Origin of the sequence: Streptomyces sp. NA02950 (genome assembly GCF_013364155.1) — a bacterium.
Lineage (GTDB): Bacteria > Actinomycetota > Actinomycetes > Streptomycetales > Streptomycetaceae > Streptomyces.
The window spans coordinates 5,405,682-5,421,919 of sequence record NZ_CP054916.1; the positions used below are offsets into that span (position 1 = coordinate 5,405,682).

At 67.7% G+C, this 16,238-nt stretch carries 14 protein-coding genes; 7 read left to right on the forward strand and 7 right to left on the reverse strand.

What is annotated here, in order from left to right:
• Positions 1-101: 101 nt before the first annotated feature.
• On the forward strand, positions 102-1,739 hold the full coding sequence (locus tag HUT19_RS23695) for a succinic semialdehyde dehydrogenase (protein WP_176182384.1): 1,638 nt from the start codon (positions 102-104) through the stop codon (positions 1,737-1,739).
• 68 nt (positions 1,740-1,807) lie between these two features.
• Entirely contained in the window at positions 1,808-3,637 is a 1,830-nt protein-coding gene (locus tag HUT19_RS23700; protein WP_254885740.1) for a GMC family oxidoreductase, read from the forward strand.
• A gap of 89 nt (positions 3,638-3,726) precedes the next feature.
• On the opposite strand, the gene HUT19_RS23705 is transcribed toward HUT19_RS23700, so the two are convergent.
• Both HUT19_RS23705 and HUT19_RS23710 read right to left on the reverse strand, forming a co-directional pair.
• Complete coding sequence (locus HUT19_RS23705) at positions 3,727-4,737, reverse strand: LAETG motif-containing sortase-dependent surface protein (RefSeq protein WP_176182386.1); 1,011 nt, start codon at positions 4,735-4,737, stop codon at positions 3,727-3,729.
• 761 nt (positions 4,738-5,498) lie between these two features.
• The gene (locus HUT19_RS23710; RefSeq protein WP_303332044.1) at positions 5,499-5,888 is read right to left on the reverse strand and encodes a chorismate mutase; all 390 of its coding nucleotides are present in this window, start codon (positions 5,886-5,888) and stop codon (positions 5,499-5,501) included.
• A 252-nt stretch (positions 5,889-6,140) separates the two neighbouring features.
• Between HUT19_RS23710 and guaA the strand changes: the two genes are divergently transcribed.
• The 5 genes from guaA (at position 6,141) to HUT19_RS23735 (ending at position 11,394) form a co-directional block, all read left to right on the forward strand.
• Complete coding sequence (gene guaA, locus HUT19_RS23715) at positions 6,141-7,727, forward strand: glutamine-hydrolyzing GMP synthase (RefSeq protein WP_176187215.1); 1,587 nt, start codon at positions 6,141-6,143, stop codon at positions 7,725-7,727.
• Between the two features lie 117 nt (positions 7,728-7,844).
• Positions 7,845-8,435: a Uma2 family endonuclease gene (locus tag HUT19_RS23720; RefSeq protein ID WP_176182388.1), complete on the forward strand. Its 591-nt coding sequence runs from the start codon at positions 7,845-7,847 to the stop codon at positions 8,433-8,435.
• Between the two features lie 102 nt (positions 8,436-8,537).
• Complete coding sequence (locus tag HUT19_RS23725; protein WP_176187217.1) at positions 8,538-9,329, forward strand: class II aldolase/adducin family protein; 792 nt, start codon at positions 8,538-8,540, stop codon at positions 9,327-9,329.
• A gap of 151 nt (positions 9,330-9,480) precedes the next feature.
• On the forward strand, positions 9,481-10,734 hold the full coding sequence (locus HUT19_RS23730) for a hypothetical protein (protein WP_254886210.1): 1,254 nt from the start codon (positions 9,481-9,483) through the stop codon (positions 10,732-10,734).
• Between the two features lie 156 nt (positions 10,735-10,890).
• Positions 10,891-11,394: a DoxX family protein gene (locus tag HUT19_RS23735; protein ID WP_254886211.1), complete on the forward strand. Its 504-nt coding sequence runs from the start codon at positions 10,891-10,893 to the stop codon at positions 11,392-11,394.
• On the opposite strand, the gene HUT19_RS23740 is transcribed toward HUT19_RS23735, so the two are convergent.
• The 5 genes from HUT19_RS23740 to HUT19_RS23760 all read right to left on the reverse strand — a co-directional run bounded on the left by HUT19_RS23740 (position 11,370) and on the right by HUT19_RS23760 (position 16,064).
• Positions 11,370-11,963 (reverse strand): recombinase family protein, encoded by a 594-nt coding sequence (locus tag HUT19_RS23740; protein ID WP_176182391.1) that lies wholly within the window; start codon positions 11,961-11,963, stop codon positions 11,370-11,372. The genes HUT19_RS23735 and HUT19_RS23740 overlap by 25 nt on opposite strands.
• A gap of 691 nt (positions 11,964-12,654) precedes the next feature.
• Positions 12,655-13,485, reverse strand: a complete 831-nt coding sequence (locus HUT19_RS23745) for a helix-turn-helix transcriptional regulator (protein ID WP_176182392.1) — start codon at positions 13,483-13,485, stop codon at positions 12,655-12,657.
• A 3-nt stretch (positions 13,486-13,488) separates the two neighbouring features.
• A complete protein-coding gene (locus tag HUT19_RS23750) occupies positions 13,489-14,010 on the reverse strand; it encodes a DUF6879 family protein (RefSeq protein WP_176182393.1) in 522 nt (173 codons plus the stop codon).
• Positions 13,994-14,203, reverse strand: a complete 210-nt coding sequence (locus tag HUT19_RS23755; RefSeq protein WP_176182394.1) for a hypothetical protein — start codon at positions 14,201-14,203, stop codon at positions 13,994-13,996. The genes HUT19_RS23750 and HUT19_RS23755 overlap by 17 nt, the downstream gene beginning before the upstream one ends.
• Before the next feature lie 313 nt (positions 14,204-14,516).
• Positions 14,517-16,064 carry a recombinase family protein gene (locus HUT19_RS23760; protein WP_176182395.1) on the reverse strand — a complete coding sequence of 516 codons (1,548 nt, stop codon included), beginning with the start codon at positions 16,062-16,064 and terminating at the stop codon, positions 14,517-14,519.
• Positions 16,065-16,238 lie beyond the last annotated feature (174 nt).

Genomic DNA, 16,238 nt, shown 5'->3' on the forward strand with positions numbered 1-16,238 from the left:
CACATGTCGCGCCAGCAATCGCCGGCGCGATTGTGTGTGACCGGTGAAGGCGAGTTACCGACGGGTACCCAAACCGGCCGCGGCCGCCTACTCTCAGCCGCATGACGGAGACGCAGGACAGCGCACGCGCACAGAGCGGCACCACCACCGCCCCCGCCGACGGCAATCCGGTCGCCGCGCCGGGCACCCGCACCGCTGCCGACGTCGTCACCCCCGAGCTGGTCGCCCGGCTCGCCCGGGGGGTCGTGGGCAGCGGCAGTACCGTCAACCACACGCCGTTCACCGGCGAAGTCCTCGCGGCGGAGCTGCCCGAGTCCACTCCGGAAGACGTCGCCACCGCCTTCCGGCAGGCCCGTGAGGCCCAGCGGGCATGGGCCGCCCTGCCCGTCCGCCGACGCGCCGCCGTCCTCCTCCGCTTCCACGACCTGCTGCTGCACCGCCAGTCGGAGATCCTGGACCTCATCCAGCTGGAGACCGGCAAGACCCGGCTGCACGCCCATGAGGAGATCCAGGGCGTGGTGCTCGCCGCCCGCCACTACGGCCGCAAGGCCCACAGCTATCTGCGCCCCAAGGGCCGTGTCGGCGTCGTCCCGACCCTGACCAAGGTCACCGAACTGCGCCAGCCGCGCGGGGTCGTGGGCCAGATCGTGCCCTGGAACTATCCGCTGGAGCTGTCCGTCGGCGACGCGATACCCGCCTTCGTCTCCGGCAACGCGGTCGTGATGAAGCCCGACACCGAGACCTCGCTGACCGCCCTGTGGGCGCGCGAGCTGATGCTCGAGGCCGGAATGCCCGCCGGGGTGTGGCAGGTCGTGCTCGGCGAGGGACCGGTGGTCGGCCCCGCCGTCGTCGAGCACGCCGACTACGTCTCGTTCACCGGTTCCACCCGCACCGGCCGCGGGGTGGCCCAGGCCGCCGCCGCCCGGCTGGTGGGCTGCTCCCTCGAACTCGGCGGCAAGAACGCCATGCTGGTGCTGCGGGACGCCGACATCGAGAAGGCGGCCGAGGGCGCGGTGCGCGCCTGCTTCGCCTCCGCCGGGCAGCTGTGCATCTCCATCGAGCGGCTGTACGTCCACGAGTCGGTCGCGGACGCCTTCCTGGAGCGGTTCGCCGCCCGCACCAAGGCGATGCGGCTGGGCACGGCCCTCTCCTACGGCGCCGAGATGGGCTCGCTCGTCTCCGGCCGTCAGCTGGAAACCGTCACCCGCCATGTGGAAGAGGCGGTCGCCAAGGGCGCCACGGTCGTCGCGGGCGGCCGTCCCCGGCCCGATATCGGTCCCTACTTCTACGAGCCCACGATCCTCGACGGGGTGGAGCCGCCGATGGCCGTGTGCACCGAGGAGACCTTCGGCCCGGTCGTCTCCCTCTACCGCTTCACCGACGAGGACGACGCCGTCGAGCGTGCCAACGACACCCCGTACGGGCTCAACGCGAGCGTCTGGAGCAAGGACGGCAGGCGCGGCCGGGCCGTCGCCGCCCGGCTGCGCGCCGGAACGGTCAACGTCAACGAGGCGTACGCCGCCACCTACGGCAGCGTCAAAGCCCCCATGGGCGGCATGGGCGACTCCGGGCTCGGCCGCCGGCACGGCTCGGAGGGCATCCTCAAGTTCACCGAGGCGCAGACGGTCGCTCACCAGCGGCTGATGCCACTGGGACCGTCCTTCGGGATGACGGACGAGAAGTACGCGGCCTTCATGACCCGCAGCCTGCGCGTGATGAAGGCCCTGCGCCTGCGCTGACCAGCACGTATCCACGGAGGTACCCGTTGTCAGGGGACACGTCTGCCCACCACGCCGGCCGCCGGGCCGTGACCGACACCGCCGACCGTGCCGACGAGGCCGCCGAGGACGCCGCGTACGACTACGACGTCCTCGTCATCGGCTCGGGCTTCGGCGGCTCGGTGTCGGCCCTCCGGCTGACCGAGAAGGGATACCGCGTCGGTGTCCTGGAGGCGGGCCGCCGCTTCACCCGCGAGACCCTGCCCAAGAACTCCTGGGACCTCCGCAACTACCTGTGGGCCCCGGCCCTCGGCCTGTTCGGCATCCAGCGCATCCACGTCCTCGGCAAGGTGATGGTGCTCGCGGGCGCCGGGGTCGGCGGCGGTTCGCTCAACTACGCCAACACGCTGTACGTACCGCCCGCGCCGTTCTTCAAGGACCCGCAGTGGGGGGACATCACCGACTGGCAGGACGAGCTGCGCCCCTACTACGACCAGGCGCGGCGGATGCTCGGGGTGCGTCTCAACCCGACGCTGACCCCGTCCGACGTCCATCTGAAGGCCGCCGCGCAGAAGATGGGCGTGGCCGACAGCTTCCACATGGCCCCGGTCGGTGTCTTCTTCGGGGACGGCCAGGACGCCGACGGCTCCGCCGCCGCGAAGGCCGCACCGGGCGAGACGGTGGCCGATCCGTACTTCGGCGGCGCGGGCCCGGACCGCAACGCGTGCACCGAATGCGGTGAGTGCATGACCGGCTGCCGCCACGGTGCCAAGAACACCCTCAACGAGAACTATCTCTACCTCGCCGAGAAGGCCGGTGCGGTCGTCCACCCCATGACGACGGTGGTGGCCGTGAGCGACGATCCGCACGGCGGCTACCACGTCACCACCGTGCCCACCGACAACCGGCGCAAGGGCAGGCCCACCGCGCTGCGGGCCCGGTACGTGGTGATCGCCGCGGGCACCTACGGCACCCAGACCCTGCTGCACACCATGCGGGACAAGGGGCTGCTGCCGCGGCTGTCCGAACGGCTCGGCTTCCTCACCCGCACCAACTCCGAGGCTCTGGTGGGCGCCCAGACCACCGACCGCCGCTTCCGTGCGAAGAACCCGGGGGAGAAGAAGGCCGAGTTCAGCCGCGGGGTGGCGATCACCTCGTCCATCCACCCCAACGAGACCACCCACATCGAGCCGGTCCGCTACGGCAAGGGATCCAACGCGATGGGCCTGATGTCCATCCTCCAGATCCCCTACGGCGGCCGGGTGCCGCGCTGGCTCCAGTTCCTCGGCACCAATCTGAAGCACCCCATGATGGCGGCGCGTTCGCTGTCCAACCGGCGCTGGTCGGAGCGGACCATCATCGGCCTGGTCATGCAGACCCACGACAACTCGCTGACCACCTACCGCAAGTCCAAGGGGCTCGGGAAGGGGCTGCTGACCGCCCGGCAGGGCCACGGCGAGCCCAACCCCGACCACATCCCCGAGGGCGCGGAGGCGGCCCGCCACCTCGCCGAGTCGATCAACGGCTTCGCGGGCAGCAACGTCGGGGAGCTGATGGGCACCCCGCTGACCGCGCACTTCCTCGGCGGCTGCCCGATCGGTGCGGACGCCGAGCACGGGGTGATCGACCCGTACCACCGGCTGTACGGACACCCCGGCATCCATGTCGTCGACGGCGCCGCGATCTCGGCGAACCTCGGCGTCAACCCGTCCCTGACCATCACGGCGCAGGCCGAACGGGCCATGTCGCTGTGGCCCAACAAGGGCGAGGCCGATCCGCGCCCCGCACAGGGCGAGCCGTACCAGCGGCTGTCGCCCGTGGAGCCCACCGCTCCGGCGGTTCCGGCGGACGCGTTCGGGGCACTGAAGCTGCCCCTGCTCCCGGTGCCGGTGGTACCCCCGGCCCCGCCCGGGAGCTGACGTCCGCAAACGGCGAAGGGGCCGCCCCCTGACGGTGGGGGCGGCCCCTCGCTGCGGCTGCCTGATCCTGCGCGTCGGCCGGGTGACCGTTACGCGGCGGCGCCGCCGGCGCGACGACGACGGACCACGAACACGGCGCCGCCGCCCGCGGCCATGGCCACACCGCCGATCAGGGCGATCGTCGGCAGCGCCGAGGAGGAACCCGTCTCGGCGAGGCTGCCCTTGGGGTTGATCTCCGTGTTGCCCTCCGGCTTGTGCGGCAGCGGCTTCTTGCCGCCCTGCGGCTTCGGCTCGGCCGGGGGCACCTGGCCCGGCTCCGAACCGGCCTTCAGCACGTCGAACTCGTAGTACTCACCGGTCGAGTAGACGCAGTTGCCCTTGTCGTCCGCGTACACACCGATGCTGATCGCGTAACCGAAGCCCTCGGGGGCGCTCTTGGCCACGCTCAGCCGGAGCCCGACCGTGAGGGTCTCGTGCGGACGCACATCGGTGTAGCCGACGTAGCCCGCGCCCGGGTCGTTCAGGTCGGTGGAGATGTTCTTCCACGCGCCGGTGTCCGGGTCCTTGTACTGGAGGGTGAGGTACGTGCCGGTGCTCTCGAGGTCGTCGAGGTGCACGGTGCCCGCGACGACACCGAAGTCCACCCGCTTGTAGGTGCGGTCGGAGTCGTTCTTGACCTTGAAGGTGAAGTGGTGGAACCCGCTGCCCGCCACCACCTTCGAGGGCAGGCCGACGAGGGTGGTACTGAGGTCGGGGTCCTCGTTGTAGTCCCCGTTGTCCGTGCAGTCACCGGGCTCGGTCGGCTCGCCGGTGGGCGACGTCGGCTTGTCGGTGGGGGTGGCCGTGCCGGAGGGCGTGGCCGAGGGGGAGGCGGTCTCGCTCTCGGTCGCGGTCGGCGTCGGCGTCCCGGTGGTCGGGCTGTCGGTCGGCGTCGGCGTGGTCTGCGTCGGCGTCGGGGTGACCGGAGGGGTCGCGGTGTCGGTCGCGGACGGCGTCGCGGTCGGAGTCTCCTCCGCGAAGGCGGCCGGTGCCGCGAGCAGCGCGGCAGGGGCGATGGCGGCCGTGGCTGCGGCGGTCGCCAGAACGCGGCGAATCTTCATGTAGACCTCTTCTGGGTCCGTACACACCGCTGGTGGGCGGCGCGCAGGTGGAAGGCCGTCGCGGTGGGGCGCGGAATGGCCGTGCGTTTGCACGTACATGACCAGCCCGATGGCTGAAAGGTTGCCTTCACTTTTGCTCACAGAATGGTCACAGAATCCGGGCGGGGCGGTCAGAAGGCGACCAGGAAGCGATTAGGAAGTGATCAAGAAGCCGCTTGGCGGTGATCGTGGCAGCCGGAGCGGCGCATGCGAAGGGCCCCGGGGCACCCGAGCGGGCGGGCACCTCGGGGCCCTAGGCGGTCAGCACCGGCGTCAGGGCAGCGCCGGTGCTGAGTAGCGGCGCCGGGGGGTTGCGCCGCCGGCTTCGGGGCCGGAGTCAATGGGAGGTTTGGGGGGCGTACGCCCGCGTGGTCGTACCAGGGGCGGGAGGTGACCCGGGGTTTTTCGCCTTCCTGCATCGTGGTGGATGCCGAGCGCCGGGCGCAACCGTTTCGACCGGATACGGTCGGTCCCAGGCGTCCCCGGGACCGACCGTCCTTGAGGTGGTGACCGGGCTGCTGTCCCCTGCCGACCGGTCACCTCGCCGGAGCGAGGTCCCACGACGCGCACCGCCTGAATCACCGCAGGGGGCGCGTCTCATCGCTTCGGCGGATCTGAGCCACGCGTGGATTTATCCGAGCCGCTCCTGGCTGGCGCGGCACCGGGCTCAACGAGCCCGCTCGCGGGCCGGTCACGCGCCGTACGGGTGATGGCGCGGAACGTCAGATCCGGCCACGGCACAGCTCCAGCAGCGTCATGGCGAGGGTGGTGCCGTGCCCGCCGAGCTCCTCCCGGTAGCGGTCGAGGATCTGCATCTCGCGGGAGAGGTGCACCCGCCGCCCGCCCGACTCGATCCGGGCCCGCTGGATGGCCGCCGAGACGTCCATCCGCTCCCGGACGAGGTCGAGGATCCGTCCGTCGAGGGTGTCGATCCGCTCGCGTGCGGTGCGGATGACCTCGGTGGCGTCGTCGGTGGCCTCGGCCGTGCTGCTCGCGGTGGTGCTCATATCCGTTTCTCCTGGTCTCTCGGGTGTCTCGGGTGTCTCGGGTGTCGTGGGTGTCTGTGACGACGGGACCCGGAGACCGGCGGGAGAGCCCGGAGGAGGAAACACCAGCGCCCCGGGCCTTGGCCGGCCCGGGGCGCCTGGGAAGTCGCTTGTCAGTGGTTCAAGCAGCACGACCATGGCAGCCGGACGGGCCGGTGCCATAGGTAAAGACGAAGGTCATGCGCGTGGACATGGCGTCGATTATGGGCCCGTTAGAATCGAAAGTCCAACGCGCCGGAAACAGTCCCTGTGCGGACCGGTGCGCCCGAGTACCACCCCGATCACCACCCCGATCACCACCGCCGGAAGGCCGCCGAAGTGCCATCAGCGTCCCCTGCTGCCGCCCCCGACACCGTCCTGGTCGTCGACTTCGGCGCGCAGTACGCCCAGCTCATCGCCCGCCGGGTCCGCGAAGCGCGGGTCTACAGCGAGATCGTCCCGTCCACCATGCCGGTGGAGGAGATGCTCGCCAAGAAGCCGAAGGCGATCATCCTGTCCGGCGGGCCGTCGTCGGTCTACGCCGAGGGCGCGCCCAGCGTCGACCGCTCGCTCTTCGAAGCCGGGATCCCCGTTTTCGGCATGTGCTACGGCTTCCAGCTGATGGCCGTCGCGCTCGGCGGCACGGTCGACAACACCGGCGCCCGTGAGTACGGCCGTACGCCGCTGACCGTCACCAAGCCCGGCTCCACGCTCTTCGCGGGCACCCCCGAGGAGCAGTCCGTGTGGATGTCGCACGGCGACGCCTGCTCGGCCGCCCCGGCGGGCTTCGCCGTCACCGCCTCCACCGATGTGGTGCCGGTCGCCGCCTTCGAGTGCGACGAGCGCAAGCTCTACGGCGTACAGCACCACCCCGAGGTGATGCACTCCACCCACGGTCAGCAGGTGCTGGAGCACTTCCTCTACCGGGGCGCCGGTCTGGAGCCGACCTGGACCACCACCAATGTGGTCGAGGAGTCCGTCGCGGCCATCCGCGAGCAGGTCGGCACCAAGCGCGCGATCTGCGGACTGTCCGGCGGGGTGGACTCCGCCGTTGCCGCCGCCCTCGTCCAGAAGGCCATCGGCGACCAGCTGACCTGCGTGTACGTCGACCACGGCCTGATGCGCAAGGGTGAGTCCGAGCAGGTCGAGAAGGACTTCGTGGCGGCCACCGGCGTCCAGCTGAAGGTTGTCGAGGCCGAGGAGCGGTTCCTGTCCGCGCTCGCCGGGGTCTCCGACCCCGAGGAGAAGCGGAAGATCATCGGCCGGGAGTTCATCCGGGTCTTCGAGCAGGCCCAGGCCGAGCTGGTGGCCGAGGCGGGCGCCGCGGGCGAGGCCGTGGAGTTCCTGGTGCAGGGCACCCTCTACCCCGATGTGGTGGAGTCCGGCGGCGGCACCGGCGCCGCCAACATCAAGTCCCACCACAATGTGGGCGGCCTCCCCGAGGACCTCGAGTTCGAGCTGGTCGAGCCGCTGCGCCGGCTGTTCAAGGACGAGGTCCGGATGGTGGGCCAGGAGCTGGGCCTGCCAGACGAGATCGTCCACCGCCAGCCCTTCCCGGGCCCCGGGCTCGGCATCCGCATCGTCGGCGAGGTCACCAAGGAGCGCCTGGACCTGCTGCGCGAGGCCGACGCCATCGCCCGTGAGGAGCTGACCGCCGCCGGTCTCGACCGCGACATCTGGCAGTGCCCGGTCGTGCTGCTGGCCGATGTCCGCTCGGTCGGCGTCCAGGGCGACGGCCGCACCTACGGCCACCCCATCGTGCTGCGCCCGGTCTCCTCCGAGGACGCCATGACGGCCGACTGGTCGCGGCTGCCGTACGACGTCCTGTCGAGGATCTCCACCCGGATCACCAACGAGGTGGACGAGGTGAACCGGGTCGTCCTGGACATCACCAGCAAGCCGCCCGGCACCATCGAGTGGGAGTGACCCCTCCTTCCCCACCGTCAACGCCGACGCTGTCGCTCATTCGTTTGGGCGGCGGCGTCGTCGTTTGGGCTGGGTACGCTGATCGTACGGCCGAGAATCCCGTCCATGGGAGGAACCATGACCGCTGAGCCGCTGCACACCACCTCGTGGCCTGTGCCGCCGCTGGATGGCTACACCGTGGACGACTTGATGAGTCTGCCTGATCTCCCGCCGCACACCGAGTTGATCGACGGGAGTCTGGTTTTCGTGAGTCCGCAGCGGGATTTTCACAGCGTGGTGATTGACTTGCTGGTCAGCGGGCTGCGTAGGACTGTGCCCGCCGAGCTCAGGGTCCGGCGGGAGATGACTGTGGTCATCGACAAGCGGAACGGTCCGGAACCGGATATCTCGGTCGTGCGCGCCGAGGCCGTGCGAAGCGGCGAGCAGACCTATTACCAGGTGAGTGATGTGATGCTCGCCGTCGAGGTCGTGTCTCCCGAGTCCGAGGCCCGTGATCACGACACCAAGCCGCACAAGTACGCCAACGCCGGGATCCCGCACTTCTGGCGCGTCGAGAGGACCAACACGGACGCACGCCCGGTGGTCCATGTCTTCCACCTCGATCCCGAGACGCGCACTTACCGCCCGACCAGTGTCCATCACGACCGGCTCAAGCTCTCGGTCCCCTTCACCGTCGACATCGACCTCGCCGACATCGACAACCTGTAGGTCACGGCTCTGGCCTCCCGCGATACCCGGAGGTAGCTTCCGCTGCGAGCACCCCCAGGAGCGCGAGGAGTGAGCGAGCCGCCCATGAACAGCCCCATGCCGATGCCCCGGCCGACGCCCGAGCCGATACCCACCGACCAGCTGCACATCACCATGCCGCCGCAGCACACCTCCCCCGACGACGAGCGGCGCTATCGCAAGGAGCGGCTCGCCGCGGCGCTGCGGCTCTTCGGGCGGTACGGGTACGAGGAGGGGGTGTCGGGCCATATCACCGTCCGCGACCCGGAGTTGACCGACTGCTTCTGGGTGAACCCCTTCGGGATGCCGTTCGGCCTCCTCACCGCCGGCGATCTGATCCTGGTCAATCAGGCGGGCCAGGTGGTCGAGGGCCGCTATCACGTCAACCAGGCGGCGTTCGTCATTCACTCTCACGTGCATCGGGCTCGGCCGGACGCCGTCGCCGTCGCGCACAGCCGCTCGGTGCACAGCCGGGCGCTGTCCTCGCTCGGTGAGCTGCTGGAGCCGATCAACCAGGAGGTCTGCGCCTTCTTCGAGGACCACGCCCTCTACGACGCCCCCACCGGGGTGGTCGTGGACGAGGACGAGGGGCGCCGGATCGCCGCCGCGCTCGGCGCCCACAAGGGCCTCATCCTGCGCAATCGCGGTCTGCTGACCGTGGGTGACTCGGTCGACGCGGCGGCGTGGTGGTTCATCTCGATGGAGCGAGCGTGCCGGGCGCAGCTCGCCGCGAAGGCCGCGGGCAAGCCGGTCCCCATCGACGACGAGAACGCCACGCGGCTCCGCGAGCAGCTGGGAAACGATCTTGTGGCGTGGATCAACTATCAACCTCTGTATCTCCAGATCACCCGCGCCGAGCCGGACCTGTTGAACTGACGCCCCCCGGGGTGCGGCACAATTCCCTCTTGTCACATGTCAGTTGGCGCCGCCCGACCCGGTCCGGAATCCGAACGGCGGTGCCGAAACAGTACGAGCGAACGACGGAGCGACCCTCGTGGCGGTGGAGACGGCGGAGAACGCCACGACGGTGGAGGGGCGCCCGCACGGGCCCGGCCACATCGGCTGTGAATGCCCCCAGGGCGCCCGTGAGGGCCACCGCAGGGCGGTGGCCGCGTTCGTGGCCATGCGGGAGCGTTTCGCGGCCGGAGAGGGCCTTCCGGCGGCGCTGGCGCACTCCGCCGGGGCCTCCCGGCAGTGGGTCTCGGACGAACTCGCCCAAGCCGCCCGCACCGTCGTCGACAGCGGCCGCGCCGAGTGCACGGCGTGGCGCGACGCGGTGTGGCGGCGGACGCTGCTGGTGGTGTGGGGCGCGGTCACGGCACTGCTGATCGGGCAGTTGGCCACCGCGCTCGGCACCGGCTGGTCGGTGGCGCGGACCGCCGGGATCGCCGCCGCCACCGTCACGGCCGCCCTGCTGACCCTCGCCGCCCGGCTGCACCACGCCGCCGGGGGTCCGCTCGCCCCGCTGGTCGGCGAGGACAACCGGCTCTCCACCTCCCGTACGGTGGCCGCCGCCTGGCTCGCGTTCGCCGTCTTCGCGGTGCTCGTCCTCGGCGGCGAACTCGCCCTCGACCCCGGCGACCGCCCCCGGCTGACCGACGGGCTCGCCCTCGGCCGCGTCGCCGGGCTGCTCACCGTCACCGGGCTGAGCTGTCTCGCCGCCGTGATGGCCCGGCTGGTGGTGGCCGCCCGGGTGCGGGCGCAGCGGCTCCAGAAGGTGCGCGCGGTCCGGCCGCGCGCCGCCGATCTGCTCACCGACGACGCGGGCCGCGGCAGCCTCGCGGACGCGCAGTACGTCGTCGTCCACACCGCCGCGCTCGCCTTCACCGGCGTCCGGCTGGCGCGCGAGCCGTGGCGGCTGCCGGATCTGCCGTGGGGACTGGCCCTGTTGGCGATCGTCTCCACCCTGATGTACCTGGCCGGGAAGTACGCGGAGGGCGGGCGGCCCACCGTGCTGTCGGTGGTGCGGGTGCGGCCCGAGGAGGGCGGCTTCGACCGCGACGCCCCGATCCGCACCGGCGACGACATCGAGATCCGTGGCAACGGCTTCGTGCCGCCGGGCGCCCAGGACCCCGACCGGCTGGCCCGGATGGTGGTCCGGATCGGCGCGGTGCACGTCCATGTGCCGCTGGTGCCGGTGGCCGGTGGCTTCGGCAATCCGACGGACACCGCGCTGACCGTGCCGGTGCCGGTGGACGTGGAGCCGGGCCGGGTGGAGGTGCAGGTGGTCACGGCGGCGGGCGCCGAGACCAACCGCTATCTGATCGACGTCCTCGACTGAACGCCGACCCCGTTCCTGTCTGAGTCATGTCGCCCTTCCGCCGCGTATGGAATGGTTGAGTGGTCAACGGGAGAGGCGGTCGTCATGAGACATGCGGATCGTGCGGTCGGAAGCGGTCCCGCGGGCAGCGCGGGCAGTGTCAACGGCGTCGGCGACATGGGCGGCCTGGGCGGGCAACCGGTAGGGGCACGGGCCACCGCTGCCCGCTACGCGCTGCTGCCCCTGCGGCTCTTCCTCGGCGTCACCTTCGTCTACGCCGGAATCGACAAGATCACCGACTCGACCTTCCTGGCCGACAGTGGCAACGGTTCGATCGGTGACCTGATGCGCCAGGTCCACGACACCGCGGCCATCCCCTGGCTGATCGACCAGAGCCTCAAGGACCCCTCCGCCTTCGGCTACGCCATCGCCTACGGCGAACTGGCCGTCGGACTGGGCACCCTGGTCGGGCTGCTGTCCCGGCTGGCCGCGTTCGGCGGGGCGATGATCTCGCTCAGCCTGTGGCTGACGGTCAGCTGGCAGACCGAGCCGTACTACTACGGCAACGATCTCCCGTACATGTTTTGCTGGGTGCCCCTGGCGCTGGCCGGTGCGCCGTACTGGTCACTGGACGCCCTGATCAGGGGCCGACGACATCAACCGTCAGAGTCCGCCTGGTAGTCCGACAGATGCCTGTACAGCGTCGCCCTGGACACTCCTAGAGCCTTGGCGATGGCGCTGATGCTCTCGCCCTTGCCCTTCCTTGCTCTGGCGACGGTCAGTAGATCATCGGTGACGACCGTGGGGCGCCCTCCGGTGCGCCCCTGCGCCTTGGCTGCCTCTAGTCCGGCCTTGGTCCTGTCCTTGATCAGAGAACGTTCGAACTCGGCCATGGCGGCGATGATTTGGAAGAAGAGCCGACCGTCCGCAGAGGTGGTGTCTACGGCGCTGAGGGCCCCCGTGAGCACCTTGAAGCCGATCCCGCGCTCCCTCAGGCCGTCCACGATGCCCACAAGGTCGATGAGGGACCTTCCGAGCCTGTCCAGCTTCCAGACGGCTAGCACATCTCCCTCTCTGAGGTAGTCGAGTGCTGCGCTCAGTTCGGGGCGGTCGGTGTTCTTGCCGGATGCCTTGTCCTCGAAGATCCGAGAACATCCCGCTTCGGTGAGGGCGTCCCGCTGGAGCTGTGCCTCCTGGTCGTCAGTTGAGACTCGGGCGTAGCCGATGAGGTGGGTGGTGGGTGTCGTCACGACGTCAACGTCTCATAACTCGTCTCAAAATATCAAGGGCTCGATGAGGGTTCTGAGACGAGTTTTGAACGCCTTGGACGGGTCCTGTGCGGTCCTCTGTCCGCCGTCTCGTAAACCAAGGTTTCTGAGACGCTCTTCGGTGAGCCTTGAGACGGGGAACGGGGGTAATGGAGGGTGTCGTTCGCCGCATGGACCGCAGGGGCAGGTTCCTATGACGCTGTACGGGTTTCAGGGCTTGCCGCGCTCCGCGCACCTCGTGCACTGGCAGGGAGGCCAGGCGAGCGTGACAAGGGGCTGAAGGTCGTCCGTCGTGGATACGACTTGTTCCTGCTCCCATGTCTTCCCCGAGTCACGAGAGACGCGCAGGGTCATCAAAGGGCGGTCGTCGAAGAGTCCAACTGCCCTGTCGACGCTCATGAGTTGTGCGCCTCAGTGTGGTGCTGGCGCAACTCGACGTTCGCATCGGAGACGGCGCTGTAGTCGCCTCTCGACCGGGAATTCCTCCGCCGTACGCAGATGCCGAGACAGGTGCTGCATCCTGATACCGCTCTTGGTTCTGGCGGCAGTTCGGTGAGCCCGTAGCTCTGAGGTCGCTGTGCACTCGCCATCAGTCCTCCCCGGTTTCGTGACCCATTCATGGTCCACCGGTTGACGAGCGGCGCCGATCAATATTCCTGTTCCTGACTAAAGATCATCGATAGCGCTCTGCACACTGTTCAAGCAACTCCCTTGCTCCACGTCCGAATAGAGCGGAACGCTCAAACGAGGTGAAGATGGCGATGTGCTCAGAGACGTCACGGGGATCACGAAAGACCATGCGGCCGGTGAAGTTCTCGACCGTGGCCAATCTGTCGTCATAGACCGTGAAGGTGTTCATCGGCCCTCGTGGTATCACCGCGCCCAGTGGGATGACTCCCATACGGATATTGGGAAGGTGGGAGATCGACGTGAGGCGGTCAATCTGAACGGCCAGGGCGGAGTGTGGGACGATCGCCCACCTGACTGCCTGTTCCGTGAGGAGGAACGTGAACGTCTTCGCCGTGTCGTAGAGGATGGCTTGACGCTCCAGCTTCTTGGCAACGGTCTTGGAAGGGTCTCCCGGTGTGTGGCTCAGGCTGGCACGGATGTATTCCGGTGTCGCCAACAGTCCGGTGATCATCGCTGGCAGAAAGTATCGCAGCTCTGTTGCTTCGGACTCCAGTGAGGCCAACTCGGCCTGGCGCTTCTCCATCCCCCTGCGCCAGGAGGAGCGCTTGTCCTGCCACTCGGTGTTGGCGATTCGAGCGAGGGCGGTAATCTCCGTGACCAGCTCAGGGGGAGCGTCCAAGGCGCGAAGAATGCGCTCGACGTCTACCAGCTTGGGCGTCTTCTTACCGGTCTCGAACTTGCTGATCTGACTCTGGGACATGTTGCAGCGCCGTGCGAGCCGATCACCTGTGAGACCGGCCCGTTTGCGCAACTCGCGGAGCGTTTCTGCCAGATCAGTCCTTGACTGCCCCAGCTGCTCGGGCTCGAACGTCACCTGTCACTCGAATTCTTTCACGTACTCGGAGAACGGTACGGAGTGAGACAGGGCTATGCGCTTCCATTCCAGATAGGGGGAGATTTCCCCTGCGAACAGTTCACGGTTGATCTGTGTCCCGTCTGGCCGGAAGTTGAGGTGTACCACTTGCGTCTCGTCGAACAACCACCAGTCGGTTCCCGAGAGCGGCAGACCGTAGTCATCGTGCGTGACATCCAGGACGCGGATCTCCTCCCCAGCTTGGATGTTGCCGGGGATACCCCAAGCGAACTGGTATCGCTGATAGTCCGTCAATGGCTGCCGTACGACCCGCACTCGCCCTATGCTCCGGCCCGAGGCCAAGTAGCCGTGAACGCGCTCATGCCAGCGTGAGTTGTGCTCGGCGGGCTTGGGCTCACCCCGAAGGAACCGAGCAACATTCTCGGTCTCCTTGGGCATGGTGTACGTGGGCTGAGCCTCGAACCGCCAGGCTTCGCGCTGGAAGGCGTCGAACGTCCTGCGCCATTCATCACCATCCAAGAGCACGTACGGCCTCCCTGAGCACTGCTTCGGGGATCTCCACCAGGGCCTCACCCTTCGGCGGTTGGAAGGCCGTGGAGACGTCTCCCTGGACCACGATGGAGCCGCTGGCCGTGCGGTAGAGGTTCGGGCAGTCGTCGTCATCGCAGTTGGGCCCGTCGAACTTGCCGGTGAGACGGATCAGTTCCTCACGTGCCATGGTGTCCCCTTGTCTACGGCCCTCGTTGGAACCTTCGCTGATCGACGCTACGCAGGCCGTTGTCCCTCGTCCATGCCGACTCTGTACTATTCCGGTTGCGGAATAAAGGATCTTGAGAGGCTCCCTGAGGAGGCTCTCGGGTCTCTGTCGGTCACCGTGTGACCTCGCTCTCACTCTTGTGAACTCTGTCGCGGACTTCAGTAAAGGACACGTACATATTTAATGTGGGGGGTTGTGTATACCCCCCACGAAAAGAGTCTCTAGAAACCACTGGTGCTAGTGGGCATCCCCTTCGAGTGGGATGCCCGCAGAGTCAGTGAATAGTGAATGGTTCACTTCTGTTTCCTAGGTCCACCTCTCCACCGAAGTCGGTGGTGTTGGAGACTCCCTTGATGAGCGGGTGTAGCCGGATGGTGATCCCTGCCTTCAGCAGGTGGCGTGTCCTCTCGGCTTCATTTCCCTTGTTCCTCTCCCACATGTGCCGGAAGGTCTCCCCGGTATCCCGGTACTCGTACCTGTCCGGCTTGTCTCCCTCGGCCGCCAGGGAATCGTGTTCCTCGTAGAGGGCTGCAATCTCTTCTTCTGTGGCCTTCTTCGCGAATCCCGATGAGTTCTTGCCGCCAGGGCGGATGGATCTCTGGAGTTCCGTTACATACTCTTCGATCTCCCGGAGCCTCTGAGAGTTGTTGGACCCTTTGACGTAGTGGCGCTCATGCATAGGGAAGTCCCCGATGGTTCCGAGGACCATCGTCTCGACAAGCTCCTCCACCTTCTCGGCCCGGAAGGCGTACCCCTTGCCGCAGGATTCCCGATTTGCTGACTTGTTGCACCGGTACACCGGCTTGCCTTGCTGCCTTTCCGGGTTGAAGAGGTACAGGTTCCTCCCGCAGCCACCGCAGAGGACAACTCCGCGATAGGCAGTCGTGTTCTTTGTGGAGCGGCGGGCGGCACCGGGGCGCCCGTTCATCTCCTGCTGGAGCTTCGCCCATTCTTCGTCCGTAAGAATGGGGTCTGCCATCCGAATCTTCCCTTCAGATGTGAGGATGGCCTGCGATACCCCGTACTTCTTTTTGGGAACCTTCACCTCCTCGCACTTCCAGCCAAGGATGGTTTCCGCCCTCAGAATGTTGGTGATGGTGCGACTCCGCCACACAGGCATGGGTGTGCCGTTCTTCTTTCGCCGCTCCGACATTCTCTCGCCCGCAGGGGAGGGAATCCCTCTGGCATTGAAGTCATCACAGATGGTCGAGTAAGGTTCTCCGTGCTCGACTACTCGCTTGTACATCTCCCGAATGACTTGCTTTTGATTCTCCCGGACCCGAAGCCTCATCGCGCCGTCGGTGTCCCGGAACGACTCGTAGCCGTAGGGCGGGTTTCCCTTGGCCCAGACGTTCTTCGATTTGGCGTAGCTCTGGAACGACTTGACGCGCATGGAGATGTTCTGCGCTTCGGTTTCGGCGATAGCCGCGAACAGGTCGATGATGACGTGCCGGAAAGGGCCGATCATGTCGAGCACAGGTTCCTTGACCGAAACCAAGGCCTTGCCACCATGTGCGGTCGCCCACTTGATCATGTCCTGCATGTCGACGACCTTGCGGACGAACCGGTCCATCTTCCAGAACAGCAACAGGTCGAACTCTGGGGCTCGGTTGTTCAGCCACTCTCCGAGTTCCGGTCTCTCGAAGGGGTGTGACTTGGTGGCGGAGATGTGAGCGTCTCTGGCCACGCCTACCACCTGCCAGCCGAGGTGCTGCCTCTCGTTCACGTAGGTCGTGCAGTCCTGGAGCTGCCGCTCCAACGACGTAGATGCATCGGTCTCGTTGCTGATCCTGAGGGCGATCAGTACCCGCACAGGCTTCATGGACCACGACCATACAATAGCGATACGCAAGTGACCTGATGTATCTGATGGCATGGCTGCCGCTGGTACTGGCCGGGGCGCCCTATCTGTCGCTGGACGTCGCCCTCGCCAGACGCCGCCGCCGGCAGGGCTCGCAGCTCTTCGTGTAGGGGCGGGGGCCCGGGACACCCGGCC

Excerpts from the sequence above, each read along its gene's own strand:
- HUT19_RS23705 (WP_176182386.1), bottom strand. The coding sequence starts at position 4,737 with ATGAAGATTCGCCGCGTTCTGGCGACCGCCGCAGCCACGGCCGCCATC.
- HUT19_RS23725 (WP_176187217.1), top strand. The coding sequence starts at position 8,538 with ATGCCCCGGCCGACGCCCGAGCCGATACCCACCGACCAGCTGCACATC.
- HUT19_RS23755 (WP_176182394.1), bottom strand. The coding sequence starts at position 14,203 with ATGGCACGTGAGGAACTGATCCGTCTCACCGGCAAGTTCGACGGGCCC.
- HUT19_RS23695 (WP_176182384.1), top strand. The coding sequence starts at position 102 with ATGACGGAGACGCAGGACAGCGCACGCGCACAGAGCGGCACCACCACC.
- HUT19_RS23760 (WP_176182395.1), bottom strand. The coding sequence starts at position 16,064 with ATGAAGCCTGTGCGGGTACTGATCGCCCTCAGGATCAGCAACGAGACC.
- HUT19_RS23735 (WP_254886211.1), top strand. The coding sequence starts at position 10,891 with ATGGGCGGCCTGGGCGGGCAACCGGTAGGGGCACGGGCCACCGCTGCC.
- HUT19_RS23720 (WP_176182388.1), top strand. The coding sequence starts at position 7,845 with ATGACCGCTGAGCCGCTGCACACCACCTCGTGGCCTGTGCCGCCGCTG.